Raw genomic sequence first — 25,532 nt, 5'->3', positions numbered from 1 at the left:
GCGAAAGCCCCGGCCTGCCCGGGGCTTTTTTGTGGATTAAAACACTATGAAATTCGTCGACGAAGCGCTCATCAAAGTCAAAGCCGGTGATGGCGGCAATGGCTGTGTCAGTTTTCGACGGGAAAAATATGTACCCTTTGGCGGACCTGATGGCGGCGATGGCGGTGATGGCGGATCGATATTTCTCGTTGCTAGCCATGACTTGAATACCTTGGCAGACTTTCGTCTCAAGCGTCATTTTGAAGCGGGTCGGGGTGAAAATGGCCGTGGCCGCAACATGACCGGTCACTCGGGCGAAGATTTAGAGATACCCGTGCCAGTGGGCACTTTGTGCTTTGATGCGGAAACTGATGAGCTGATTGGCGATTTGGTGGCCCATGGACAAAAACTCAAAGTGGCTCAGGGCGGCTTTCATGGGCTGGGCAATGCCCGCTACAAAAGCTCGGTGAACCGGGCACCGCGTCAGTCCAAACCCGGAACACCGGGTGAGCTGCGGCAACTCAGGCTGGAATTGAAACTACTGGCCGATGTGGGTTTGTTGGGCCTACCCAATGCCGGCAAATCGACGCTGATTTCCACGGTATCGGCGGCAACGCCAAAAGTCGCTGATTATCCGTTCACAACATTGCATCCCAACTTGGGTGTGGTGCGGGTCGGCGCCTTACAAAGTTTCGTGATGGCGGATATTCCTGGACTGATTGAAGGGGCTGCTGAGGGCGCGGGCCTAGGCATTCGGTTTCTCAAGCATTTGGCGCGTAATCGCTTACTGCTGCATGTGGTTGATATTCAGCCAGCAGATCCCTCACAAGAGCCCAAACAAGCGGTGGCAGTTATTGAATCAGAAATGCAGCAGTTTGATCCCGAGTTGCTGGAACAGCCGCGCTGGCTGGTGATCAACAAAATGGATCTTCTGCCTCCGGAAGAACGGGCTGCTTGTGCGTCCCAATTGGCTGAGGAATTAAACTGGCCGGGCCCAGTTTATGCCATTTCAGCTGCCACCGGCGAAGGTACCCAGGGACTCATGCAGGACATCATGAGATATTTGGAAAGTGAACATGATGACGCGTGAACAGCTGGGTCAATCGCAGCGCTGGGTAGTCAAGATTGGCTCAGCCCTAATCACTGATGAAGGCAGAGGTCTGGACCAAGCGGCTTTAACCGACTGGGCGGAGCAGGTCGCGCGCCTGAGTCGCGAGGGCCGTGAGATTATCTTGGTTTCCTCTGGCGCAGTGGCCGAGGGCATGTCTCGCCTCGGCCTAAAACAGCGCCCAAAAGCACTCTACGCACTGCAAGCAGCTGCTGCAGTCGGTCAGATGGGTTTGATTCAGGCCTATGAGAGCATTTTTCAGCGCCATGGCTTACATGCCGCGCAAGTCTTACTCACCCATGATGATCTGGCCAATCGACGCAGATATCTCAACGCCCGTAGCACCCTGAGAACCTTAATGGAGATGCGCGCCATCCCCGTGGTCAATGAAAACGATACGGTGGCCACAGAAGAAATTCGCTTCGGTGATAATGACACGCTGGCAGCCCTAGTATGTAATCTGGTTGAAGCCTCAATGCTGGTGATTCTCACTGATCAAGAGGGTCTATTTGATGCCGATCCGCGTGCGCAGACTGAGGCCAATCTGGTGAGTGAAGGCTGGGCATCTGACGTTGCTCTGCAAAAACTGGTAGCGCCACGCTTTGGCGCATTAGGCAGTGGCGGCATGGCCACCAAACTTTCGGCAGCGGCGCGGGCGGCCCGCTCGGGCACGCATACCATCATTGCTTCAGGACGTCAGCCGCGAATTTTGGAACGCTTGGCAGCTGGAGAGAACCTAGGCACATTGCTGCGCCCTGATCGGGAGCCGGTTGCGGCACGCAAACAGTGGATCGCTGGACAATTGGTCTCGCGCGGTCAGCTGATTCTTGATGCGGGCGCTGCTGATGTCATCCGCAGCGCTGGGCGCAGCCTCTTAGCGGTAGGCGTGACCGAAGTAAAGGGTAAATTCTCACGAGGCGATGTGGTCACCTGCGTCGCGCCCGATGGGGTGGCCATTGCTCGCGGGTTGGTGAATTATGGGGCCGATGAAGCGCGCCGCATCAAAGGCCATCGCGCCGAGAAAATTGCCGCCATACTGGGCTATGTGGATGAGTTGGAACTCATCCACAGAGACAACTTAGTGTTGTTATAAGCCCTGGCTACTCTGCTTTTAAGTAAGCAAATCCGTGGTTACTTTGCAGGTCGGCAATACGCACCACCCCTGAGGGGACGATCTCGATGCCATCGTAGAAAATGCCCGCGTCGAGCCCTACCGCCGTGCGCGTGATGTCGCATAGCTCGACTTTGACATCATGCATACTCATTAAAGTCATCAATCGGCCTCGAAGATTGTCACGTTCTGCTGCTAATACCTCGTCTTCAACGAAGGGCGTACCCGTGAGTGGGTCATCAGTGAGAAAACGAATGCCATGTGACAAAGCAACAATGCGAATGTCATGCTCCATCAACTCGCTCTCATACAATACCGCCATATTGTTGATGCTGGTTAGCATGGCGCTGAAGCGTCGAGGGTCCGAAAAATCCACATGCCAGACGACCCTAGCAGTCTGATCCCCGGCAATCAAAGGAGCGGGAGCCCAAACCAAAGACAACAACAAAAAAATCAGGAAAAAGCTCTTCACGCTTCGTCTTTTCATCATCACTCCTCCTTTTAAAAACCACATCTTATTATTGACATTAAGCGCCCGTCGGGGCACACTTTCGCGCTTTTATCGAATTGTATTCATCAGGAGAGTCCTTTGGCCAATATCGCCTCAGCCCGTAAGCGCGCCCGTCAGGCGGAGAATAACCGGCAGCGTAACATGGCGGCTCGTTCACATTTCCGCACCGCGGTGAAGAAAGTGCTCAAAGCCGTTCGCGCTGGCGATAAAGAAACCGCCACCGCAGCCTATCAAGCTGCCGTGCCAGTGATTGATCAAACCGTCACCAAAGGCATTATTCATCGGAATAAGGCCGCGCGCCACAAAAGCCGACTCAATAGTCGCGTCCGCGCGCTTTGAGCGTCAGGCACTTTCTCGTGATATAAAAGCCCGGTACGCCGGGCTTTTTCATGTCCGCCTGTTTAGCCGCCCATGAGCCGAATCTTTAAATCTACCGCCATTGTCAGCAGCATGACGCTGATATCGCGCCTATTTGGCTATCTACGCGATATGGTGTTGGCAATCACCTTTGGTGCGAGCGGCGCCACCGATGCCTTTTTCGTCGCCTTTCGCATCCCCAACTTTCTGCGTCGCCTGTTTGCTGAGGGCGCCTTTTCGCAGGCCTTTGTGCCGGTTTTTGCTGAGTATCGAGAAAAGCGGGGGGCGGCTGCGCTCAAAGACTTGGTCGATCATGTCAGCGGCGCGCTGACGCTGGTCCTGTTTTTGGTGACGGCCGTAGGGATTATCGCCGCCCCGGTATTAATCAGCATTTTCGCCCCTGGCTTTCAGGGCGACGACGGGCGGCATGTGCTGGCCGCGGAGATGCTGCGCATCACCTTTCCTTACTTGTTATTCATTTCACTAACGGCGATGGCTGGGGGAATTTTAAATAGCCTTGGGCGTTTTGCCGTCCCCGCTTTCACCCCAGTATTTCTCAATCTCTCGCTCATTGTCGCGGCTTTGTATGGCGCGCCCTACTTCTCTGAACCGGTGGTGGCACTGGCTTGGGGAGTATTCGCAGCAGGTGCCATTCAGTTGGCTTTTCAAATCCCTTTTTTGATGCGCCATGGCCTGTTGCCGCGGCCGCGTTGGCGACGTGCGCATGAGGGCGTGAAGCGCATCTTTCGATTGATGCTGCCCGCCATCTTTGGGACCTCGGTGGTGCAAATCAATTTATTGATTGACACCTTGATCGCATCGTTCCTCATGGCAGGCTCCATCACCTGGTTGTATTTCTCGGATCGCTTTGTCGAATTGCCTCTGGCGCTGTTTGGCATCGCCATTGCCACGGTCATCCTGCCCCGCCTCTCCAAAGAACATGCGCAATCCAATCGCCAGGGCTTTAGCCAAACTTTGGATTGGGCGCTGCGCTTGGCTGTACTCATTGCCATCCCCTCAGCACTTGGCTTGATTCTTTTGGCCACGCCGATTCTCGCCAGCTTGATTCAATATCGAGAGTTTTTGGCCAGCGACACACATATGGCGGCTTTGTCTTTGATGGCCTATGCAGCCGGCCTGCCTGGTTTCATGTTGATCAAAATTCTCGCCCCCGGCTATTTCTCTCGACAGGACACAAAAACCCCGGTCAAGGTAGCGGTGATTGCCATGCTGGCCAACATTATTCTTAATATCGCCATTGTCGTGCCGTGGGTAATGTTGGGCTGGGCAGGGCCGCATGCGGGTCTGGCTCTGGCGACAACACTGTCGGCCTATCTGAATGCTTTACTGTTGTTCCTGGGACTGCGCCGCAGTGGCATCCTCACCTTAAATCCGGGCTGGCGTTCTTTTCTGCTGCGTATCCTGACAGCCAATGCGCTACTGGTCGGTTTGCTGCTGTGGATGCTGCCGGATGTGACTTTGTGGAGTCAGTGGTTGGCGCCGCAACGCCTCACCCAATTGCTACTGCTAATTGCTGCAGGCGCGCTCACCTACATCCTGGCTCTGCTCGCCCTGGGCTTACGGCCCCGACAATTCCTGCTCAGCGGCGAGTAATAATCCGCTTTGAAGGTGGTCATGCGGAACACCAGACCCGTATAATCTTGCCTTTTGCATTGCAGGTTCATGGAACTTATTCGCGGCGCGCACAACCTGAAGGACCGCCATCGCGGGACTGTTGCCACTATTGGCAACTTTGATGGCGTGCACTTGGGACATCAAGCCGTTCTGGGTCAGCTGGCGGAAAAAGCGGCTCTGCTCAACCTGCCCACCACTGTCATCAGTTTTGAGCCCTTACCTAGGGAGTATTTCATGGGTGAGAAGGCACCCGCGCGCTTGCAGCGTTTCCGCGATAAATATCTGGCGCTGAGCCGATTTTCTGTGGACCGCCTGCTGTGTCTGCGCTTTGATGCGCCACTGGCCAACTTGAGCGCCGATGATTTTATCCAGCGTCTTTTAGTCGACCGCCTGAATGTTCGCTATCTGGTGGTGGGTGATGATTTTCGCTTCGGCAAGAATCGCTCCGGTGATTTTACGACACTGGCAGAAGCGGGAGAGAGACTGGGCTTTGAGGTAGTGCACATGCACAGTTTCCAAATCGATGGTGAGCGGGTCAGTAGCACCCGGGTGCGCGCCGCTCTAGCCGCCGGCAATATGCGTGATGCCGAGCGCCTCTTGGGCCGACCCTATCGCATGAATGGCCGCGTTGCCCATGGCGATAAACGCGGCCGACAATTGGGCTTCCCCACCGCCAATTTGCGCTTGGGCAAACACGCTATGGCAGTGCGCGGCGTCTTTGCCGCCGAGGTTTTTGGCCCACAGGGCGCCCCCATCCAAGGGGTGGCTAACGTCGGCAGACGGCCGACTGTGAATGGCACTGAGCTGCGTTTAGAAGTCCACCTGTTTGATTTTACGGGTGATTTATACGGACAGCACATACAAGTGGACCTGCTGCACCACATTCGCGACGAGGTTCGTTTTGAGTCGTTAGATGCGCTGCGCGCGCGTATCGGCGAAGATATCGCTTTGGCTCATGCGTTCTTTCAACGGCCAACGGGAAGCCAGTGGCAATGACCGATTACAAACACACATTAAACCTGCCGCAGACTGATTTCCCCATGCGTGGCGACCTGGCTCGGCGCGAGCCTGACCGGTTGGCGCAGTGGGAAAAAGATGGGCTCTATCAGGCCATTCGCCAAGCCAGTGCGGGTCGCCCTAAGTTCGTCCTGGCGGATGGGCCGCCCTATGCCAATGGGGATATTCACATCGGTCATGCGGTAAACAAAATCCTCAAGGACATCATCGTCAAAAGCCGCACTTTGGCTGGCTTTGACGCGCCCTATGTGCCCGGTTGGGACTGCCATGGATTGCCCATCGAACTGCAGGTGGAAAAAGCTTTGGGCAAGGCTGGTAAGGGCATTGATGCTAAAGCCTTTCGCCACGCTTGTCGTGAGTACGCCCTAGAGCAAGTCAACCGCCAACGTCAGGATTTCAAGCGCCTTGGCGTGCTGGGAGATTGGGACAATCCCTATCTCACCATGGATTACGCGGTAGAAGCCGACATTATTCGTAGTCTAGGGCGCATCATTGAGCAAGGCCATCTGGAGAAAGGCCATAAGCCCGTGCATTGGTGCTTGGACTGCGGCTCAGCTCTGGCTGAGGCGGAAGTGGAGTATCACGATAAAACCTCACTCACCGTCGATGTACGCTTTACCTGCGTCGATAGCGAAGACTTGCTGCGCCGACTGAATTTAGCGGGTGAACCGAATTTGGAGTCAGCCAGTGTGGTGATCTGGACCACCACACCATGGACTTTGCCCGCCAACCAAGCCGTGGCCATTCACCCGGAGCTGGAATACGCCCTAGTGAAAATCAATGGTGAAGCCTTGCTGCTGGCTCGGCAGCTGGTTGAGGGCCTGATGCAGCGCTATGGCATTACGGGCTTCCAAGTCATTGGCTTTGCGCCGGGCGCTGCTTTAGAGGGCCTGATCCTCAAACATCCCTTTTACGAACGGGAAGTGCCGCTAATTCTCGGCGAGCATGTCACCCTAGAGGCCGGCACAGGTGCAGTACACACCGCCCCTGGGCATGGTCAGGAAGACTATGTCGTTGGTACTCGTTATCAGCTACCGATTGACAACCCGGTGGATGCCCGCGGTTACTTTGTTACCGGAACGCCCTTACTGGAGGGCAAGAGTACCGAGCAGGCCAATACCCTCATCATTGACCTGATGCGGGATAACGGCAGTCTGGTGCACAGTGAAAAACTCACCCACAGTTACCCGCACTGCTGGCGCCACAAGACCCCTATTTTGTTTCGTGCCACCGCACAGTGGTTTATTAGCATGGAGCGTCATCAGTTGCGCAAAGCAGCGCTCGGTGCCATCGAACACGTGCGCTGGATCCCCGAGTGGGGCGAAGCACGTATTCAAGGCATGGTAGAAAATCGCCCCGATTGGTGTATTTCCCGCCAACGCAACTGGGGTGTACCGATTCCGTTGTTCGTGCACAAAGATACCGGTGTCCTGCATCCCGATACGCCGGCGCTAATTGAAGCCGTGGCTGAGCGCGTGGCTCAGCAAGGGATCGAGGCTTGGTTTACGCTAGAGCCGCAAGAAGTACTTGGTGATCAAGCCGATCAATACGAAAAAATCACCGATACGCTGGATGTTTGGTTTGATTCTGGCGTCACCCATGCCACGGTTACCGAAGCTAGGCCCGAGCTGGGTCACTTGCCAGCCGATCTGTATTTAGAAGGCTCGGATCAGCATCGCGGTTGGTTCCAGTCGTCACTTTTGACCGCTGTAGCAATGCGCGGTGAAGCACCCTACCGCGCTGTGTTGACCCATGGCTTCACGGTCGATGCTTTGGGCCAAAAAATGTCCAAATCCCGCGGCAATGTGGTGGCCCCACAAAAAATCATGGATACCTTGGGCGCCGATATTCTGCGCCTATGGGTGGCGGCCACGGATTTTAGCGGTGAAATGGCCGTATCCGATGAAATCTTAAAACGCACCGCTGATGCTTATCGGCGCATGCGCAATACGGCGCGCTTCTTGCTCGCCAATTTGAATGGTTTTGATCCTGAAAAGGATTTGCTTAGCGCCGATGCCATGCTGCCTTTGGATCGCTGGGCCGTGGACCAAGCTCTTAAAGTGCAAAACCAAGTTGTGGCTGCTTATGAGCAGTATCAGTTTCATCAGATTTACCAACGGGTGCACCACTTCTGCTCGATCGAGCTGGGGAGTTTTTATCTAGACGTGATCAAGGACCGTCAGTACACGACCCAAGCCGATAGTCGTGCTCGGCGTTCAGCGCAAACGGCGATGTACCACATTATCCAAGCCATGACCCGCTGGTTGGCGCCGATCCTCAGCTTCACCGCCGAGGAAATCTGGCAAGCTATCCCCGGCAAGTCGTCCGCCTCCATTTTCCTGCAAACCTGGTACTCAGATTTATTCGCTCTGGATGCCGATGCCGTGCTCAGTGCCGCTGACTGGCAGCGTGTCTTGGAAGTACGCCAATGCGTCAGTCGGGAGCTGGAAAAGCTGCGTACCGAGGGAGAGATTGGTGCGGGTCTGGATGCCGATGTGACGGTTTATTGCCAAGATGAGCTGTTGCAGGTTTTAGAGACGCTGGGCGATGAATTGCGTTTTGTGCTGATCACCTCCGAGGCCCACGTAAAGCATCGCCAACATGCACCAAATGAGGCCTCGGTCACCGCGCTACCTGACGGCACAGCACTGGCCATTGAGGCACGCCGCAGCCCGCATGAGAAATGCGTGCGCTGCTGGCATCGACGTGAAGACGTGGGGTCGCATAGCGAGCATCCTGAACTGTGTGGCCGTTGCGTTGAGAATGTCAGCGGCACGGGCGAACAACGCCATTTGGCCTAGGAATCTTTATGCATTGGCTATGGCTGTCTGCCTTGGTGGTGATTTTGGACCAGCTCAGCAAGTTTTTTGCTGAGCGCCTTCTGGTGCTTTATGCACCTGTCCCGGTGCTGCCTTTTTTTAACTTCACCTTAGCCTACAACCCAGGTGCGGCCTTCAGCTTCTTAAGTCAGGCTGGGGGTTGGCAGCGCTGGTTTTTCACCGTTTTGGCTCTGATCATCAGTGCGATTTTAATTATGTGGCTGCGGCGCATTGAAGGCGAGCGCCTGACTGCTTTCTCACTCTCGCTAATTCTGGGCGGTGCTATTGGCAATGTGATTGATCGCCTATGGCATGGTCATGTGATCGACTTCATCGATTTGCACTATGCCGGCTATCACTGGCCGGTATTTAATCTGGCCGATAGTGCCATCACCGTTGGTGCCCTCTTACTCATCTTTGCCCACCTACTTCCCGGGCAGGGAAAACACAGGAATTCTTGATGATTACCCCAGGCAGTCGCGTTCGCATGCATTACACCATCACTTTAGAAGATGGGCGCGTGGTGGACGATACCCGGCAACCGCAAAGCCAAGCGGTTGAGTTTGTTGTTGGTTCGGGAGAATTTCACGAGTGTTTGGAGGGCCTGATCGCTGGTTTAGATGTGGGCATGCGCCAGCAAACCACCTTGCCGCCGGAAAAAGCCTTTGGCCTGCCTAGCAGCAGCGCCATCCAGACGATGCCGCGCGGAGATTTTCCCAAAGATATGGAATTAGAACTAGGCATGCTGATCGGTTTTGATACACCTACCGGCACCCAAATCCCGGGAGTGATCCAAGCATTGGAGGCTGATCAAGTGCGCGTGGATTTCAATCACCCGCTCGCGGGGCACACCATTGTGGTGGACGTCGAAATCCTCGAAGTCAAGGCACCGGGCGAATGATGTACTATGCTTGGTCTGTGGCACTTATTACAGGCGATTGATGTATGAATATCCTTCTGGCCAATCCGCGTGGCTTTTGCGCTGGCGTTGACCGTGCAATCGAGATTGTTGAACGCGCTTTAGAGATGTTTGGTAAGCCCATTTATGTGCGCCATGAAGTCGTACATAACCGCTATGTGGTCAATGAACTGCGTGACAAGGGTGCCATTTTCGTCGAAGAACTCAGTGAAGTGCCCGATGGGGCCACGGTGATCTTCAGCGCTCATGGGGTAGCCAAGCGCATACGCGAAGAAGCCGATGAGCGCGGTCTGAGAGTTTTCGATGCTACCTGCCCACTGGTCACCAAAGTCCATATGGAAGTTTCGAGACATGCTAGTCGTGGTGAAGAGGTGATTCTCATTGGCCATGCCGGCCATCCCGAGGTGGACGGAACCCTAGGCCAGTACGATCGCAGCAAAGGTGGCGAAATGTATCTCGTCGAAGATGTCGAACAAGCCGAAAAACTACAGGTGAAAAACCCAGAAAAGCTGGCGTTTGTGACCCAGACGACGCTGTCGATGGATGACACCCAAAATATTGTTGATGCGCTGCGCAAGCGCTTCCCCAGTATCATGGGTCAACGTCGCGACGATATTTGTTACGCCACTCAGAACCGCCAAGATGCGGTGAAATCGCTGGCCACGGAATGCGATTTAATGTTAGTGGTGGGTTCGCCCAATAGTTCTAACTCCAATCGCTTGAGAGAAATTGCCGAGAAGATGGGTGTTGAAGCCTATCTTATTGATGGTCCGGAAGACATTGATGAGGCTTGGCTTAAAGACCGGCAGCACATTGGCCTGACCGCAGGCGCCTCTGCCCCCGAACTCTTGGTGCAACAGGTCATTAGCTATCTCAAAGAACGCGGTGTTGAGGCCTGTATCGAAAACCAGGGCCGCAAGGAACAGGTCATTTTCCAACTCCCCCGCGAATTACGCGCTTAACCGCCGCACATAAAAAAGCAGGCGCCCGAGGGCGCCTGCGTTTCTTCCTTGAAGATCGTGCTTAGGCTTACTTGCGACCGGAAGTGAATTCCGGATAAGCCTCGAGACCACATTCGGCGATATCCACACCGTTGTACTCGTCTTCCTCGCTGACACGAATACCGATCGTGGCTTTGAGCAGGCCCCAGAAGATGAAGCTAAGGACGAAGACGAAGGCGAAGATAGCGACCAGACCCACGATCTGACCGGCAAAGGTCGCGTCGGGATTGGACAGCAGCACCGCCAACACACCCCAGATACCTGCGGTACCGTGAGCGGAGATGGCACCAGCCGGATCGTCCAGACGCATCTTGTCGAGGGCCAGGATTGACAGCACCACGAGCACGCCACCGACCATACCGATGATCATCGCCAAGAAGGGATGCGGCATCAGCGGTTCAGCGGTGATCGACACCAGGCCAGCGATCGCACCGTTCAGGCCCATGGTCAAATCAGCTTTGCCAAAGATCAGGCGTGAAGCAATGATCGCGGCGATCACACCACCAGCGGCAGCCAGGTTGGTGTTGGTGAACACACGAGCCACAGCATTGGCAGATTCAACGTCAGAGACTTTCAGCTCAGAACCGCCGTTGAAACCGAACCAACCCAACCACAGGATCAGCACACCAAGCGTTGCCAAAGGCATGTTCGCACCTGGGATGGCGTTGATCTGACCATCAGGACCATACTTGCCTTTACGAGCGCCCAGCAGGATGACACCTGCCAAAGCAGCCACCGCACCGGTCATGTGCACGATACCCGAACCGGCATAGTCGAGATAACCGAAGTCATCCAACCAGCCTTCACCCCAGCTCCAGTATCCCTGGAAAGGATAGATGAAGCCGGTGAGAACCACGCAGAATGCGAGGAAAGCCCAGAGCTTCATACGCTCGGCAACAGCACCCGAGACGATCGACATGGCGGTTGCCACGAACACCACCTGGAAGAAGAAGTCAGACAGGTTGGAGTAGTAGATATCTCCATCACTGGCAATGACTTCTGCGGCGGTGTTATCGGCGCCACTCAGAATCGGCATGAAGCTTGGAATAAACGAGCTGATTCCGTCGCCATACATGATGTTGTACCCAATCAGCATGTACATGATGCATGCCGTCGAATACAGCGCGATGTTTTTCGTCAAAATTTCTACTGTGCTTTTGGTCCGAACCAAACCGGCCTCGAGCATGGTAAATCCAGCGGCCATCCACATGACCAGTGCGCCAGACACGAGGAAATAAAACGTGTCCAACGCATATGCAACTTCTATTACTTGTGTATCCACAGTGTTTCCTCCGCCAACATAGTCAGCTGTTGGGTTTGATTACAGTGCGTCGGAACCGGTTTCCCCGGTACGGATGCGAATGGCCTGCTCCAGCGGAAAGACGAAGATCTTGCCATCGCCAATCTTGCCGGTGTTGGCAGCCTTGCTGATGACTTCAATGACTTGCTCAACGAGCGTGTCATCGACAGCGACTTCCAATTTCACCTTGGGCAGGAAATCCACGACGTATTCAGCGCCACGATAAAGTTCCGTATGGCCCTTTTGACGGCCGAAACCCTTTACCTCGGTCACGGTGATGCCTTGCACACCGATCTCGGACAAGGCTTCGCGCACGTCGTCGAGCTTAAACGGCTTGATGATTGCGGTAACCAATTTCATAGTTTTTGCTCCTCAGAAGGTTGCGGCCCCCGAAGGGGCCGCTCCCCCATTAGATGGGTGTGCCTCTTAGTTCGGATTAGAAGCTCAGGCTGTAACCAACAACAAACAGCTCGTCAATATCACTCTCATTTGTCTGCGCGTAGGTCACCGAGATATCACCCATGTCGGTGCTCTTGGTCAGACTCAGGCTCCAGAAGGTCCAACTAAAATCCTCGCCGGTATCAAGGATGGCCTTTTGTTTGGTGTATCCCACTTCACCATCGAGAGAAATGGTTGGCATGACCTCGAAGCCACCTCCAATCGTGTAGACGATGGAACCCTCGTAATCACTGTCTTTGGCATATGCAGCGTAATTAACACCTGCATAAACTGGCCCGAACCCAACGCTGGCATAGATGTCCGCGTAGTTTGCATCACTATCAGCAGTGTAGTAGTAGTAAACTAAGCCGAGGTCAAAGTCCAAGTCGCCCGCTGAGAATTCATAACCAGCATAAAGGTCAACTTCCTGTCCATCGTCGGCATCCAGCGTGGAGATCCAAGTCCCAACATAAATACCGGAGTCATCAGCGTAATCTACTCCACCTTGGACTACTGCATTGTTGTTGGATGCAGTCGTACCCCAAAGGATGTAGTCACTGAAAACGCCGACATTGAATTCCAAATCGGCTTTGGCGGTGCTGATGCCACCGGCACCGACTAACAGTGCGCCAGCAACGGCAGAGCTTAGGATTTTCTTGCTAAAGGTATTGCTCATTTTAATATTCTCCTCGCGGTATGCGAATCGTTGTGGTGAAAATGAAACTGCCGCAATGCAATATGCATTTGCCGTGCCAAGTTTTATTTTTCAATAAAAACAATAGTTTGAAATGTTTGCTGCAGCACAGCAGTGATCATGTGCTTCAATGTGGTTCAAAGGCACCGAAAAGGTGCACTCATTCGGTGCATATTTTCTGTCATCTTCGACACGCAGCTTGCGCAAGCGCCGGGCGGCACTGCTACACTTTGGGCTGATGCCCTTGGCTTTGGTGAGGAATAGCAACCATGATCGACAACAAGACCTTGGATGAGATGACCCGCAAGTTCACCGAAATGCTGCCCGAATCGGTGCGCAACGCGCAGAAAGATATTGAGAAGAACGTTAAGGCCAGTCTGTCTGGCACTTTTCAGCGCATGGACCTGGTCACGCGCGAAGAGTTTGACGTGCAGGTCGCGCTCTTGGAGCGCACACGTGAGCGCTTAGCGGCCATGGAAGAACGCGTCACCGCTTTGGAAAAGGCCATGCTCAACGGCGGGAAGTAATGTTTGGGCTGTTTCGGCCGGGCCCAGAGGCTCAGTTAGAGCGGTTTTTACAGCGCTATGGCGGGCGCACCCTCATTATTCATGAGGGCTTTCCGAGCAACTGGATGAAACAACTGCTGCGCCAAGCCGGGGGTGGCGGCCACTTTCGTATTGATGCCCGTCCGCTACCAGCCGCCAAGCCAACACCGGTGGAGTGGCTGGTTCAAACGCATATCCTGCCCATCGGGCTGCCCTTACCGCTGCTGGCTCGCGTTGAGGAAAACATGATTCTTTTGCGTCACCTCAATCGTGATGGCTATGTTGTGCATCCCTCTGAGATCGCCTGGTTTTTGGCGGAGTTAAGCTCCCGCCACCATGCCGCTTTGGATTATTCAGGCGGGGCTAACGCCATCTCGGTAACGCATGGCTTGGCGATCTCAGACAATGAACCACTGTGCATGTGGGACGCAATCAGTGGCTAAGCGCGCGGCTATTTGCGGCCGGTGATCATACTGCGCAAATACGCATACCAAGGGGTACCCGTGGTCCCTGCCATGTAGATATGGCCGATGATGAAAATCATCAGCGCGAAGCTGGCTGTGACATGCACATAGGCCACCGTTGCCAAGGGCAAGATCTCCCCCAAGGGGCTATAGCGCCAGCTGCCATACAACAAGAGCAATACACCGGAGATCCATAAGGCCGGAGCAATAAACACCTTAAAACTGAAATATGCCACCCGCTGTAGGGGGTTGTGTTTGGCTGATGGTGTCTGGGTGTAAGGCTTGGCTTCCCCAGAAAAAATTCCATAAGCGTAATACAGCATCACCGGGATCATGCCCTTATGGGTGGGGACATACTGACGCCACTCCCCGGTAGTGATGTGCCAGAAGATGGCAAAAGCCCATAGAGCAATCAGGCTCAGCGCCATGACGATATGGGCGGAGTAAGCGGTCTCATAGCCCAGGCTGCTATGAGTTCCGTGCAGTTCTAGGCCGGTGAACAGCAAGCCAAAAATCAGGATCGCCTGGGTCCAATGCCAAAAACGCTCAAAGCGGGAAAAAAGAATTTCACCACTCATGCTTCATCTCCCGACCGACGGCGGCGCGCCAAAAACACCCGCAAGCCCCCGTGCGCAAGCACCGACAGTAGCGTGGCAAGCACAGCCACCCAACCCACCAGCTCGATCACAGAGTGTCGATCACGCCCCGGGATATACACACCAGGCAAGCCCTCAAGACGACCACCGGTGGTATGACATGAGGCGCAACTCAAGGCTTCGTCGGCGGGCGCCACCATGTGGTTCACGCTCCAAAACATCTGCGTATTCACAAAACCATATTGGCCGCTGTATTCAGCACTGGTCTGTCCGGAGAGATTGGCCTGGCGCATGCCGGACTCCAAGGCCCGGTCCCAGTCATAATTGCGCCAGTAAGCATACTCATCTTGGCCAAACAGATGCGGCACCAATAAGCGCTGATGAACCACATCATAGGGCTGGCGTCCATCCACCAGTTTGAACGGCCAAATCAAAGCTCCGGGCCCCCAAGGCTCGCCCTGTGGGGTATTGATATCAACGACCTGGCTGGGATCAATCGGATCTTCGAGTAGCGTGTAGCTCATGTTGCCATCGAACCAGCGGTAGATCGGTGGATAATTCTCCGCCCAAGCAAAATCACCTTTCATGCCGTCATAGGTCACATAGTTATTGCCATCGCGACGCACCACGGGGCGACCCTCGGCATCAAGCTCTCCTGCGGTAGACCAATCCCACAGCGTCTTGGTGGCCAAGCCGCCGCGTGCCATCTCTGGAATATGACAAGTCTGGCAGGCAATAAACTGGCTGTGCTGATTGAGCTTGTCATGGATACCGGCACTGTGCGGCTCGGCGCCATGACATGACTGACAGCCGGGGCGTTCATTCACGCGACCGGGCACCGTGACCTCACCCGAATGGGTTTTCTTGTGATAGCGGCTGCCTTCTTGCACATGCCCACTGAACTCATGACAGGTGGAGCAACTGAAATCCAAGCCCTCCGGCGACATATGCACGTCAACAAAGAACGGTGGGTCAATCAGGCTGCTGTCCAAATCCCCGTGTTTGACGGCATCACCGCCGCCACCTTCGAAATGACAGCTGCCACAGGTGGTGCGAGTGGTTTTACCGACATGGCGGGCGATGTGATTCAGATCGGGCGCCTCAACCATGCGGCCGCGAAACATCGTGTCTTCATATAAGGGATGACCTGCTGCCGTAGGGAATTTGCTGTAAGTCCCGGTATTGTCATGACAGACCAAGCAGTCCACGCGGTTCTCCGCAGTGAAATCAAAGTCTGGACCGTCAAAGCCATAACCCACATGACAACTGGCGCAGCGCTGTTCACTGCCGGCAATCCCCAGACAGAAATTATTCAGCACAAAGCGCTTACCCAGTCGCTGGCCGGTCTCGGGTTGATCATATTCCCAGGTCCAATGGATGCTGTTGTGCACTTGGCGCGCCGCTTCAGTATGACAATGAATACAGGCCTCAGTGACTTCTGGGCCCGAGGCAAACTCACGCGACAAACGTTGGAATTTCCGGTGATCAGCGGTCACATCTAAACGGGTTTGCGGATTAGCATCTAGGGATTCTTGCGATGGCGTTTGCGCCAAAGCAGGCATACCGGCAACTGCCAGCATGAGGCTCAGAGCAATAAGCGGCACGAGTGCCTTACTAAACACGATGGACTCCCGAGGTTTGGGGCTTACCTACACCTTAGCGAGGTTCACCGACACCTCTCCATAGGAACGTTAGCCCCCAATGATATAGGTCACAACTCGTTTAACCATTAGTCATCACACACCATGAATCCAGCCATTATCACCAGCCGGGCCTTACTGGGCCTGAAGGCGCCCGAAGTCACCATTGAGGTTCATCTAGCCAATGGCCTGCCGCGCTTTGGCATCGTTGGCCTGCCAGAAACCGCGGTCAAAGAAAGTCGTGAACGCGTGCGCGCCGCCATTATCACCAGCGGCTATAAGTTCCCAGCGCGGCGCATCACCGTGAATTTGGCTCCTGCTGATCTGCCCAAAGAGGGAGGCCGCTTTGATTTAGGCATAGCCATCGGCATTTTGATCGCCTCTTGGCAAATACCCGCAAATGCGCTGGATCAGGCTGAGTTCATCGGTGAATTGGGACTCACCGGCGAGCTTCGCGGTGTGGGCGGCGTATTGACCGCGGCGCTGGCCGCAAAAACGCAAAAGCATCGTTTGTTTGTTGCTGAACACGATGCGGCTGAGGCCCTGCTAGTGGATGGGGTAGAAGTGATAGCGGCCAATCACCTTAGCGCCATTTGTGACCATTTCCGCGACAATCCCCCGCTTGAGCTGCATACAGGCACATCCGATATTCAAACGCAAAGCCCTTCCTACCCCGATATGGCGGATGTACAGGGACAGGGCTTGGCGCGCCGGGCCGTTGAGGTGACTGCCAGTGGCCACCATCATCTCTTGATGATCGGACCGCCCGGGACCGGCAAAACCATGCTGGCCACACGACTGCCGGGGATTTTACCGCCGATGACCACAAATCAAGCACTGGAGACCGCAGCCATCCACGCCATCAGCTATCAGGGCATTGATTTGCAGCACTGGCAGGCGAGGCCCTTCCGGGCACCGCATCACACGGCTTCAGGCATTGCACTGATTGGCGGCGGAGCGCGCCCTAGACCCGGTGAAATCTCGCTGGCCCACAATGGGGTGCTGTTTTTGGATGAATTGACGGAATTTAGAAAGGGCGTTTTGGATGTAATGCGCGAGCCATTGGAAAGCGGCGAAGTGAATGTCTCACGCGCCGCCCAACAGGCGACATTCCCAGCACAATTTCAACTGGTGGCGGCGATGAACCCCTGCCCTCAGGGATTTGATTGCGATCTGGGGGAGCGATGTGAGTGCACCGCGGAGCAACGCCGCAGACACCGCAACCGGCTCTCGGCACCCTTTTTGGATCGCATGGATTTGTGCATCGAAGTGCCCCGCCCCAGCGGCCTGAACACTAGTCCAGACGCAAAAGCCGAGGATTCTGCGGCCATTCGCGCCCGCGTTAGCGCCTGTCAGGATAGACAAATCAACCGTCAGCAATGCCTTAATGCGCAGCTATTGGGCCATCAGTTAGCGGAGTTTGCCGCACTTGATGCGCCTGCCCAGGCGCTTTTAGAGCAAGCGATGCAACGCTTTCGCCTATCCACACGCAGCCGTCATCGGATTATTCGCGTGGCCCGCACCATTGCCGACATGCAAGCATCCGTGAACATCACCATGACTCATTTATCAGAAGCCTTGTCTTACCGGGCCATGGATCGCTGGCGACAATCCGATATGCTGTAGGGATGAGACTCAACCGCTGTTATGTCGATCAGCCACTGCACTGCGGGCAAGAGCTGATCCTGGATGAACGCGCGCATCGCCATCTGGTGCAAGTACTGAGGCTGCGCGTAGGCACACCGCTGGTTTTATTTAATGGACAAGGTGGCGAGCATGAGGCGCGGCTGATAGACGTGCAGCGGCGGGAATCTCGGGCCGTTATCGATACTTTTGTGAACCGAGACACTCGCCCAAAATGGCGCATCCAATTGGCTCAAGGACTGGCCAAGGGCGAGCGCATGGACTTTATTCTGCAAAAGGCCACTGAACTGGGCGTTGCTGAGATTCAGCCGGTGATCGCCCAACGCAGCGTCGGGCCAGATGATGCCAAACGTTTGGCCAAACGCCTGCAGCATTGGCAGGGCGTTGTCATTAGCGCCTGCGAACAATGTGGCCGCAATGACTTGCCTCTATTGCACCCCGTCTTGGCATTGAGCAATTGGATCAATCAAATGGGGGAAACATCGGCTGCGGAATGGGGCTGCTTTTACTTAGACCCTGGCGCCTCACAAAGCTTGTCTGTGGCGGATTGCCCTGTATCGGGTGCGCATTTATTGATTGGCCCTGAGGGCGGCTTGGATCCTCGAGAAATCGCGCAAGCACAAACGGCCGGCTTTCGGGGTCTAACCTTAGGTCCGCGTATTTTGCGCACCGAAACCGCAGGATTGGCAGCTTTAGCAATCCTACAATCACGCTGCGGAGATATGCGTTAAGCGCATGTGCGCTCTAGCGGGATTTTGAGCGGTTTTTGGTTTATCTTGCAGGCATGAATAAGACCCCACTTCGCCTCGGTGTGATCATGGATCCCATCGCGCAGATCAACATCAAGAAAGATTCGACATTTGCCATGTTGCTGGCGGCGCAAGCGCGCGGCTGGGAAGTTCACTATCTGGAACAGTCCGATATCTGGCTGGAGGGCGGGCAGGTGCAATGCCAAACCCGCGTGGTTCGGGTTCAGGATGACCCCAGCGTGTGGTTTGAGCTGGGTGAGGTGCAGACCTCTACCCTAGCCAGCATGGATATCGTGCTGATGCGCAAGGATCCGCCTTTTGACATGGAATACATCTACACCACTTACCTGCTTGAACTGGCGATGCAGGCAGGTACTTTGGTGGTCAATCATCCGGCGGCACTGCGTGATGCCAATGAAAAACTATTTACCGCCTGGTTCCCTGACTGTTGTCCTGCGACCTTGGTGACCCGCGACCCGCAAAGAATTCGGGATTTTTTGGCCAGAGAACAGGACATCATTGTGAAACCTCTGGATGGCATGGGCGGAGCTTCGATTTTTCGCTTAAGGCCAGAGGATCCCAATCTAAGCGTTATCTTAGAAACCATGACTCAGTTCGGGCAACGAACCGTGATGGCGCAGCGATTTTTGCCGGAGTATCGGCAGGGGGACAAGCGTATCCTGCTGATCAATGGCGAGCCCGTGCCTTTTGCCTTGGCGCGCATCCCGGCGGTGGGCGAAACCCGCGCCAATCTCGCCGCGGGCGGACGCGGTGAAGGCGTGGCGCTCTCAGACCGAGATCGCGCCATTTGCGAGCAGATTGGGCCCGTACTGCGCGATAAAGGCTTGCTGTTTGTGGGCATCGACGTGATTGGTGACTATCTCACGGAAATCAATGTCACCAGCCCTACCTGCATTCGCGAGCTGGACGCGATTTATGGATTGGATATCGCCGGGCAGCTGATGGATTGTCTTGATACCAAACGAGCCGAGACATCATGAAGGCAGGGGTTCGCCTGTGCCTATTTTTGGGCGTAATCGGCATCACGGCCTTGCTGACGGCATGTGACCGCCCTGACATCCACCGCGATCGTTTTATCGCCTTTGGTACGGTCATCGAGCTGAGCATTTATTCCTCGGATGCCCGGGCCGCTGCCGAGGCGGCACAGCTTATTCGCGAGGAACTGGAGGAAATGCACCAAGCTTGGCACGCCTGGCAGCCCAGCCTGCTCACCCAAACCAATGAGCTATTGGCATTGGGTCATGAGCTTTTGATCCATCCCCAATTACTGCCACTACTGGAGGATGCGCGGCGCCTGTCAGAGGCCAGTGATGGGCTGTTTCATCCAGGCCTGGGGCAACTCTTTGCCTTGTGGGGTTTTCATTCGGACGAGCCTCTTGGCCCATCCCCTTCAGACGAAGAAATTACCGCCCTGCTGGATGCCCATCCCAGCATGCAAGATCTGATCATTGATGCGGGTTTTATCAAAAGCACTAATCCAGCCCTGCAACTGGATCTGGGGGCTTATGCCAAGGGCTATGCCCTAGACCAACTGAGCGACTTACTCAGAAAACAGGGTATTGAAAATGCCATCATTAATGCCGGCGGCGACCTAAAGGCCATGGGCCGGCCGGGCAAGCGGCCTTGGCGCATCGGCATACGCGACCCCAATAATGGCGTGTTGGCAGGAATAGACACCCGGGACAACGAAGCGATCTTCACCTCGGGGGATTATGAGCGCTATTTTGAGTTCGAGGGTCAACGCTTTCATCATATTTTGGATCCACGCACGGGTTACCCAGCGCGCGGCACCCGCTCGGTGACGGTGATTCACGAAAACGCCGCGCAGGCCGATGCCGCGGTGACCGCCTTATTCGTTGCTGGTCCTGAACGCTGGCTGGATATCGCCCAACAAATGGGTATGCACTATGTGATGCTATTGGATGATGAGGATGTCCTGCATGTCACTGAACCCATGCAAAATCGACTGGTGCTGGAACGCCAACCAGCGGCGGTTCGGGTGTATCGCCCATGATGAGCCGCGCTGACGCTTTGGTATTGATCATGGCCGCTGGCTTGGTGGCCTTCAGCTACGCCAGTTTTTGGGCCCCCGCCGCGCCAGGTTCTGAGCTGCGTATTGTGCAAGGCGATAGCGAACTGATGCGGCTGTCCCTGTCCAGTGACCAAGTGCTGGAAGTGGCGGGCCCAGCGGGTATCACTCACGTAGAGATTCGTGACGGTGCCGCGCGCTGCGCATCCTCACCAGGGCCCCGAGGTATTTGTGAAGGCGCGGGCTGGCTGCGCGAGGCGGGCGATGTCGCGGTCAGCCTGCCCAATCGTCTTATTATTGAAGTATTGGGACAGGCGGAGCGATTCGACAGCCTGAATTATTGATGCGTATCGCAACCACGGCAGAGGACCATCGAATAGCGGTGCTGGCAGCACTGGCGATCGCGATTCATGTTCTGGAAACCGCGCTACCCAGCCCGATTCCGGGCATCAAGCCGGGCTTGGCCAATGTCATCACCGTTTTGGTTTTGCTGCAATTTGGCTGGCACACCGCGGCCTGGGTGACGGCACTGCGGATTTTGGCGGGCAGTCTTGTGATCGGCAGCTTCTTAAGCCCGACCTTTCTACTCAGCGCTGCTGGGGCCGGGCTTAGCCTGGCAATGTTGGGTTTGGCATGGCGGCTGCGGTTGGGACTGACCGCCATTGGCCTGAGTATTGTTGCTGCGTTAAGCCATATGCTGGGTCAGTTTCTGCTTGCCTGGTGGCTGTTCATCCCCCACCCTGCCCTGTTTAAGCTACTCCCGGTGTTGCTCACTTTTGCCATGATCTTTGGTGTCTTGAGCGGTACCATTGCCGCCATGATTCATCGCCGCCTGACCATTGGCACGCATCAAACATGACGCCAGCAGTCTCACAAAACCCCGTTGATCAGCGCTTTCTTTGCGCATTGCTGGCGGCACTGGCACTGCATGCGCTAATGATTTTTGGCTTGGGATCACCCAGCACGCAGATCAAACCCCTGATCCCAACGCAGATTTTGGATGTGATTTTGGTCAGCAGCCCCAGCGAGGTCGAACCCGAAGAGGCGCAAGCCATTGCCGAGCAAGCGCAAATAGCTCAGCCCTTGCCCGCGCCCGAAGCGGCGGCGCCAGTGAGTGAACCCAGTCGCGCTGAGTCAGCCCCAAGCGAGCCCTCTTTGAATCAATTACTTAGTAGCAGCCTTGATTTGGCGAGGGGCGCACGTGCCGATGGCTCGACACAAGCCGGCACCCAGCCGCGCATACACTACCTCGATGCGCTGAGCGCCAAATCGGCGATTGAAGCGGCCTATATCGAGGCCTGGGTGCGCAAAGTCGAACAGGTCGGCAACAGCAATTATCCGGGCGCCGCTAGACGAGAGGGTCTCAGCGGTCAACTGCTGCTGAGCGTGCTTTTAGACCAAGATGGCCGCGTCATCAGCATTCAGCTCGGACAGAGCTCCGGCCATGCCGTCTTAGACGAGGCCGCCAAGCATATTGTCGCCTTGGCCTCACCTTTTGCGCCGTTTCCGCCCGAAATGCGGCGCCAATATGATCAATTGATGATTACACGCACTTGGGCATTTCGGGGTGAACGCTTGACGCCTGGGCGGTGAATCTCACAGATGGGGCTGCTCGTTATGCGGGCTTAGGTGTAAACTTAGCACATGCCAGTTTCCACCCACATCGACGTCGTTATCAATGCCAACCTAGGATTAGCGATTCATGCCTGACTCGCTGCGCCATGATTTGGGTACGGTGATGGGACTGGATTTTGGTTTAAGACGTATTGGCATTGCGGTGGGTAATGACATCACGGGTACCGCTCAACCCGTGGACACCCTCCAAGCCAACGATGGGGAACCTGACTGGTCGCGCTTGGATCGGCTGATTCAGCAATGGCGGCCCGGCTGCTTCATTCTCGGCCAGCCCAAACAAGATGATCAGACTCACCCCTTGGAAGCGCACATCCGCGCCTTTGGCGATAAACTCAGCCAACGTTTTGATCTGCCCCTGTATGAAGTCAATGAGCAATTTAGCTCGCGGGCGGCAGAATCACATCTTTTGATGCAACGCCAACAGGGTAACCGTGGGCGCATCAAAAAACAGGATATTGATGCATTGGCAGCAGCCATGCTGGTAGAACAATGGTTGGCCGATAGGTCTCGAGGAGAGCAGATATGAAGAAACCAGTCAGTGAGACGCTCGATGGTATGGTGGCCGATCTCAAGACCTATCTGCAAACCCACAAAATTGATGATCCAGTCCTGTTAGGAATACATACGGGCGGGGCTTGGGTAGCTCAAGCCTTGCAAGCACGCCTTGGCGATGACATCTCTTTGGGACAATTGGATATCTCATTTTATCGCGATGACTTCAGTCGCATTGGCATGCACCCCCAAGTGAGGCCCAGCAACATCCCTTTCTCAATAGAAAATCGGCATGTGCTACTGGTCGATGATGTGCTGTATACCGGGCGCACCATTCGCGCTGCGATGAATGAGATCTTTGATTACGGGCGGCCTGCTTCTATCACCTTGGTGGTCTTAGTCGAGCGCGATGGTCGCGAGTTACCGATAGAGGCTCAAGTTGTGGGTGCGCATTTGCAGCTAGCCGCCGATGAGCAGATCAAGCTGCGCGGGCCAGACCCCCTGCATTTGGATATCGTCAGCTTGGAGCCAGAGGATGACTGAAGAGACTCAGATGACGACCGCATCAGGACCTCTGCCGCCATCTCTGCAGTTTAATGCGCGCGGCAACCTGCGCCACCTACTGACCATCGAAGGTCTGTCACGCGAGCTGATTTTGCAGATCTTGGATACGGCTGAGTCTTTCAGCGGCATGGGAACCGTCAAAAAAGTCCCGCTGCTGCGCGGCAAAACGGTGATGAATCTGTTTTTTGAAGCCAGCACGCGCACCCGAACCACTTTTGAACTGGCGGCTAAACGGCTGTCTGCTGATGTACTCAATATCAACATCAGCACCTCTGCCACGGTGAAGGGTGAGAGCCTGCTGGATACCCTACGTAACCTGGAGGCCATGTTGGTAGATATGTTTGTGGTCCGCCATGCCGACAGTGGTGCCGCGCATTTTATTGCCCGCCATGTAGCGCCGCACATCAGCGTTTTAAATGCCGGAGACGGCCGCCATGCGCATCCGACGCAGGCATTACTGGATATGTTTACAATTCGCCGCCACAAGCCAGATTTCACGCAACTGCGGGTGGCTATCGTCGGTGACATCCTGCACTCACGTGTGGCGCGCTCACAAATTCATGCCCTGAATCTGCTGAATACCGGCGAGGTGCGGGTGATTGGCCCGAAAACTCTGTTGCCCGCCTATGTCGAAGACCTGGGTGTGCATGTCTATCATGACATCCGCCAAGGCCTGAAAGATGTTGATGTTGTGATCATGTTAAGACTGCAAAAAGAGCGCATGGACAGCGGGCTTTTGCCCTCAGAGCAAGAATTCTTTGCGCTTTGGGGATTGGATGAGGAGCGGCTATCTCTAACCGCGTCAGACAGCATTGTTATGCATCCCGGGCCCACCAATCGCGGCGTGGAAATTGACACGCGCGTTGCCGATGGGCCGCGCTCGGTCATTCTCGAACAAGTCAGCAATGGGGTGGCCGTGCGCATGGCGGTGATGGCCATGATTATGGGCAGCGGCGCGCAGGCGGAGGCCGAAGCATGAAAATCCTCATTGAAAATGCCCGCCTGCTGGATCCCGCACAAAAACTAGATCAAATTGGCTCGTTGCATATCGTTGATGGCCAGTTACTGAGCATTGATGATAGCTCTGCGGGCTTTGAGCCCGATCGGCGTATTGATGCCACAGGCCTATGGGCATTTCCTGGGCTGGTCGACCTTGCTTGCCGCCTACGCGAACCGGGACAAACTCACAAAGCCAGTATCGCCTCGGAGACTCGAGCGGCTGCCCATGCTGGGATCACTTCCTTGGTCTGCCTGCCGGATACATCCCCACCGGTCGACTCGCCGGCACAAATCGAACTCATCCATCGCCGTGCGCAACAGGCCTGTGGCGTGCGGGTCCACACTTTGGGGGCGCTCACATCAGGACTGGAAGGGCGACAATTATCGGACATGGCAGCCCTGCAGCGTGCCGGCGCAGTGGGACTGACTCAGGCTTTAAAGCCCATGGGCAGCCATTTACTCCTACGTCGTGCTTTGGAATATGCCGCCAGCCATGACATCACCGTGATGCTGCATCCTCTGGATCATGATCTCGCTGCTCATGGCTGCGCCCATGAGGGGGCTGTGGCCACGCGGCTGGGACTGCGCAGTATCCCACAGGCGGCTGAGACAGCAGCGCTGGGTGTTATTTTGGCCTTGGTGGCACAAACCGGTGCAAGGGTGCATTTATGCCGCCTTTCCAGCGCGGGCGGAGCGGAGATGGTGGCGCGCGCGGTTGCCGATGGCTTACCCGTGACTGCCGATGTTTGCGCTCATCAATTGTTCCTCACGGAAATGGATGTGGCGGATTTCAACGCCTTATGCCATGTGATGCCGCCGCTGCGGACCCTACGTGACAGGGACGGTCTGCGTCGCGCTGTGGCTCAGGGACACATACAGGCGATATGTTCGGATCATCAGCCGCATAATCTGGATGCCAAGTTAGCCCCATTTCCGGCGACTGAACCGGGGATATCCGCCCTAGAAACCCTGCTGCCGCTGACGCTACGATTGGTAGAAGAGGGTGTTATGCCCTTGCTGGATGCGATTCAACGAGTCACCAGTGGGGCGGCCAGCGTTCTCAACCTGCCTTGTGGCAGCTTGGCTGCCGGCCAAGCGGCGGATATTGTTCTATTTGATCCACATGCCGTGTATGCGCCCGATATTGAAAATTGGGTAAGCGCCGGACGCAATAGTCCATTTTTTGGTTGGGAGTTCAACGGCCGTGTGACCCATACAATGGTGCATGGTCAGATCATTTATGAAGCCCAAAAGGAAAATTAGGC

28 protein-coding genes are annotated in these 25,532 nt (G+C 55.3%); 22 read left to right on the top strand and 6 right to left on the bottom strand.

Features of this window, described 5'->3' with window-relative positions; all coding sequences use genetic code 11:
- Positions 1–46: 46 nt before the first annotated feature.
- Together cgtA and proB are read left to right on the top strand one after the other, a co-directional pair.
- On the top strand, positions 47–1,069 hold the full coding sequence (gene cgtA, locus CKX93_RS05360) for an Obg family GTPase CgtA (protein WP_076755650.1): 1,023 nt from the start codon (positions 47–49) through the stop codon (positions 1,067–1,069).
- Positions 1,056–2,180 carry a glutamate 5-kinase gene (gene proB, locus CKX93_RS05355; protein ID WP_420828600.1) on the top strand — a complete coding sequence of 375 codons (1,125 nt, stop codon included), beginning with the start codon at positions 1,056–1,058 and terminating at the stop codon, positions 2,178–2,180. The genes cgtA and proB overlap by 14 nt, the downstream gene beginning before the upstream one ends.
- Before the next feature lie 7 nt (positions 2,181–2,187).
- Here the strand turns inward: proB and CKX93_RS05350 are convergent, their stop codons facing one another.
- Entirely contained in the window at positions 2,188–2,688 is a 501-nt protein-coding gene (locus CKX93_RS05350; RefSeq protein ID WP_143339929.1) for a DsrE family protein, read from the bottom strand.
- 99 nt (positions 2,689–2,787) lie between these two features.
- Between CKX93_RS05350 and rpsT the strand changes: the two genes are divergently transcribed.
- The 7 genes from rpsT (at position 2,788) to ispH (ending at position 10,418) form a co-directional block, all read left to right on the top strand.
- On the top strand, positions 2,788–3,048 hold the full coding sequence (gene rpsT / locus CKX93_RS05345) for a 30S ribosomal protein S20 (RefSeq protein ID WP_076755648.1): 261 nt from the start codon (positions 2,788–2,790) through the stop codon (positions 3,046–3,048).
- Positions 3,049–3,120: 72 nt separating this feature from the next.
- A complete protein-coding gene (gene murJ, locus CKX93_RS05340; RefSeq protein ID WP_076755647.1) occupies positions 3,121–4,680 on the top strand; it encodes a murein biosynthesis integral membrane protein MurJ in 1,560 nt (519 codons plus the stop codon).
- Between the two features lie 69 nt (positions 4,681–4,749).
- Positions 4,750–5,697, top strand: coding sequence for a bifunctional riboflavin kinase/FAD synthetase (gene ribF, locus CKX93_RS05335; protein ID WP_076755646.1), 948 nt, complete (start codon positions 4,750–4,752; stop codon positions 5,695–5,697).
- Positions 5,694–8,519 (top strand): isoleucine--tRNA ligase, encoded by a 2,826-nt coding sequence (ileS, locus tag CKX93_RS05330; RefSeq protein WP_076755645.1) that lies wholly within the window; start codon positions 5,694–5,696, stop codon positions 8,517–8,519. The genes ribF and ileS overlap by 4 nt, the downstream gene beginning before the upstream one ends.
- 8 nt (positions 8,520–8,527) lie before the next feature.
- Positions 8,528–8,998 (top strand): signal peptidase II, encoded by a 471-nt coding sequence (lspA, locus tag CKX93_RS05325; RefSeq protein ID WP_076755644.1) that lies wholly within the window; start codon positions 8,528–8,530, stop codon positions 8,996–8,998.
- Positions 8,998–9,438: an FKBP-type peptidyl-prolyl cis-trans isomerase gene (locus CKX93_RS05320; protein ID WP_076755643.1), complete on the top strand. Its 441-nt coding sequence runs from the start codon at positions 8,998–9,000 to the stop codon at positions 9,436–9,438. Before lspA ends, CKX93_RS05320 begins: the two co-directional genes overlap by 1 nt.
- A 44-nt stretch (positions 9,439–9,482) precedes the next feature.
- Positions 9,483–10,418 (top strand): 4-hydroxy-3-methylbut-2-enyl diphosphate reductase, encoded by a 936-nt coding sequence (gene ispH, locus CKX93_RS05315; protein WP_076755642.1) that lies wholly within the window; start codon positions 9,483–9,485, stop codon positions 10,416–10,418.
- A 67-nt stretch (positions 10,419–10,485) separates the two neighbouring features.
- Here ispH and CKX93_RS05310 read toward each other — a convergent pair whose 3' ends face one another.
- The 3 genes from CKX93_RS05310 to CKX93_RS05300 form a co-directional block, all read right to left on the bottom strand.
- Entirely contained in the window at positions 10,486–11,739 is a 1,254-nt protein-coding gene (locus CKX93_RS05310) for an ammonium transporter (protein WP_076755641.1), read from the bottom strand.
- Positions 11,740–11,778: 39 nt separating this feature from the next.
- The gene (gene glnK / locus CKX93_RS05305; protein ID WP_076755640.1) at positions 11,779–12,117 is read right to left on the bottom strand and encodes a P-II family nitrogen regulator; all 339 of its coding nucleotides are present in this window, start codon (positions 12,115–12,117) and stop codon (positions 11,779–11,781) included.
- Positions 12,118–12,193: 76 nt separating this feature from the next.
- Complete coding sequence (locus tag CKX93_RS05300) at positions 12,194–12,871, bottom strand: TorF family putative porin (protein WP_076755639.1); 678 nt, start codon at positions 12,869–12,871, stop codon at positions 12,194–12,196.
- 287 nt (positions 12,872–13,158) lie between these two features.
- On the opposite strand from CKX93_RS05300, the gene CKX93_RS05295 reads away from it, so the two are divergent.
- Together CKX93_RS05295 and CKX93_RS05290 are read left to right on the top strand one after the other, a co-directional pair.
- Positions 13,159–13,416 (top strand): accessory factor UbiK family protein, encoded by a 258-nt coding sequence (locus tag CKX93_RS05295; RefSeq protein ID WP_076755638.1) that lies wholly within the window; start codon positions 13,159–13,161, stop codon positions 13,414–13,416.
- A complete protein-coding gene (locus CKX93_RS05290) occupies positions 13,416–13,877 on the top strand; it encodes a hypothetical protein (protein ID WP_076755637.1) in 462 nt (153 codons plus the stop codon). Before CKX93_RS05295 ends, CKX93_RS05290 begins: the two co-directional genes overlap by 1 nt.
- 8 nt (positions 13,878–13,885) lie before the next feature.
- On the opposite strand, the gene CKX93_RS05285 is transcribed toward CKX93_RS05290, so the two are convergent.
- Positions 13,886–14,476, bottom strand: a complete 591-nt coding sequence (locus tag CKX93_RS05285) for a cytochrome b/b6 domain-containing protein (protein ID WP_076755636.1) — start codon at positions 14,474–14,476, stop codon at positions 13,886–13,888.
- The gene (locus CKX93_RS05280) at positions 14,473–16,116 is read right to left on the bottom strand and encodes a tetrathionate reductase family octaheme c-type cytochrome (protein WP_234982816.1); all 1,644 of its coding nucleotides are present in this window, start codon (positions 16,114–16,116) and stop codon (positions 14,473–14,475) included. The genes CKX93_RS05285 and CKX93_RS05280 overlap by 4 nt, the downstream gene beginning before the upstream one ends.
- Positions 16,117–16,239: 123 nt before the next feature.
- On the opposite strand from CKX93_RS05280, the gene CKX93_RS05275 reads away from it, so the two are divergent.
- From CKX93_RS05275 to CKX93_RS05225, 11 genes are all read left to right on the top strand, one after another.
- The gene (locus CKX93_RS05275) at positions 16,240–17,760 is read left to right on the top strand and encodes a YifB family Mg chelatase-like AAA ATPase (RefSeq protein ID WP_076755634.1); all 1,521 of its coding nucleotides are present in this window, start codon (positions 16,240–16,242) and stop codon (positions 17,758–17,760) included.
- A gap of 2 nt (positions 17,761–17,762) precedes the next feature.
- Complete coding sequence (locus tag CKX93_RS05270; RefSeq protein ID WP_076755633.1) at positions 17,763–18,509, top strand: 16S rRNA (uracil(1498)-N(3))-methyltransferase; 747 nt, start codon at positions 17,763–17,765, stop codon at positions 18,507–18,509.
- A 53-nt stretch (positions 18,510–18,562) separates the two neighbouring features.
- A complete protein-coding gene (gene gshB, locus CKX93_RS05265) occupies positions 18,563–19,528 on the top strand; it encodes a glutathione synthase (protein WP_076755632.1) in 966 nt (321 codons plus the stop codon).
- Positions 19,525–20,562: an FAD:protein FMN transferase gene (locus CKX93_RS05260; protein WP_076755631.1), complete on the top strand. Its 1,038-nt coding sequence runs from the start codon at positions 19,525–19,527 to the stop codon at positions 20,560–20,562. The genes gshB and CKX93_RS05260 overlap by 4 nt, the downstream gene beginning before the upstream one ends.
- A complete protein-coding gene (locus CKX93_RS05255; RefSeq protein WP_076755946.1) occupies positions 20,562–20,921 on the top strand; it encodes a NusG domain II-containing protein in 360 nt (119 codons plus the stop codon). Before CKX93_RS05260 ends, CKX93_RS05255 begins: the two co-directional genes overlap by 1 nt.
- On the top strand, positions 20,921–21,436 hold the full coding sequence (locus tag CKX93_RS05250; protein ID WP_076755630.1) for a Gx transporter family protein: 516 nt from the start codon (positions 20,921–20,923) through the stop codon (positions 21,434–21,436). The genes CKX93_RS05255 and CKX93_RS05250 overlap by 1 nt, the downstream gene beginning before the upstream one ends.
- Positions 21,433–22,170: an energy transducer TonB gene (locus CKX93_RS05245; RefSeq protein ID WP_076755629.1), complete on the top strand. Its 738-nt coding sequence runs from the start codon at positions 21,433–21,435 to the stop codon at positions 22,168–22,170. Before CKX93_RS05250 ends, CKX93_RS05245 begins: the two co-directional genes overlap by 4 nt.
- 109 nt (positions 22,171–22,279) lie before the next feature.
- Entirely contained in the window at positions 22,280–22,738 is a 459-nt protein-coding gene (gene ruvX / locus CKX93_RS05240) for a Holliday junction resolvase RuvX (protein WP_076755628.1), read from the top strand.
- Positions 22,735–23,247 (top strand): bifunctional pyr operon transcriptional regulator/uracil phosphoribosyltransferase PyrR, encoded by a 513-nt coding sequence (gene pyrR / locus CKX93_RS05235; RefSeq protein ID WP_076755627.1) that lies wholly within the window; start codon positions 22,735–22,737, stop codon positions 23,245–23,247. The genes ruvX and pyrR overlap by 4 nt, the downstream gene beginning before the upstream one ends.
- The gene (locus CKX93_RS05230) at positions 23,240–24,247 is read left to right on the top strand and encodes an aspartate carbamoyltransferase catalytic subunit (RefSeq protein WP_076755626.1); all 1,008 of its coding nucleotides are present in this window, start codon (positions 23,240–23,242) and stop codon (positions 24,245–24,247) included. The genes pyrR and CKX93_RS05230 overlap by 8 nt, the downstream gene beginning before the upstream one ends.
- Positions 24,244–25,530 carry a dihydroorotase gene (locus CKX93_RS05225; RefSeq protein ID WP_076755625.1) on the top strand — a complete coding sequence of 429 codons (1,287 nt, stop codon included), beginning with the start codon at positions 24,244–24,246 and terminating at the stop codon, positions 25,528–25,530. The genes CKX93_RS05230 and CKX93_RS05225 overlap by 4 nt, the downstream gene beginning before the upstream one ends.
- The last annotated feature ends 2 nt before the right edge of the window (positions 25,531–25,532 follow it).

Origin of the sequence: Ectothiorhodosinus mongolicus, assembly GCF_022406875.1 — a bacterium.
GTDB lineage: Bacteria > Pseudomonadota > Gammaproteobacteria > Ectothiorhodospirales > Ectothiorhodospiraceae > Ectothiorhodospira > Ectothiorhodospira mongolica.
The sequence above is the reverse complement of the archived record's forward strand: the minus strand, read 5'-3'. Positions and strand labels throughout refer to the sequence as shown.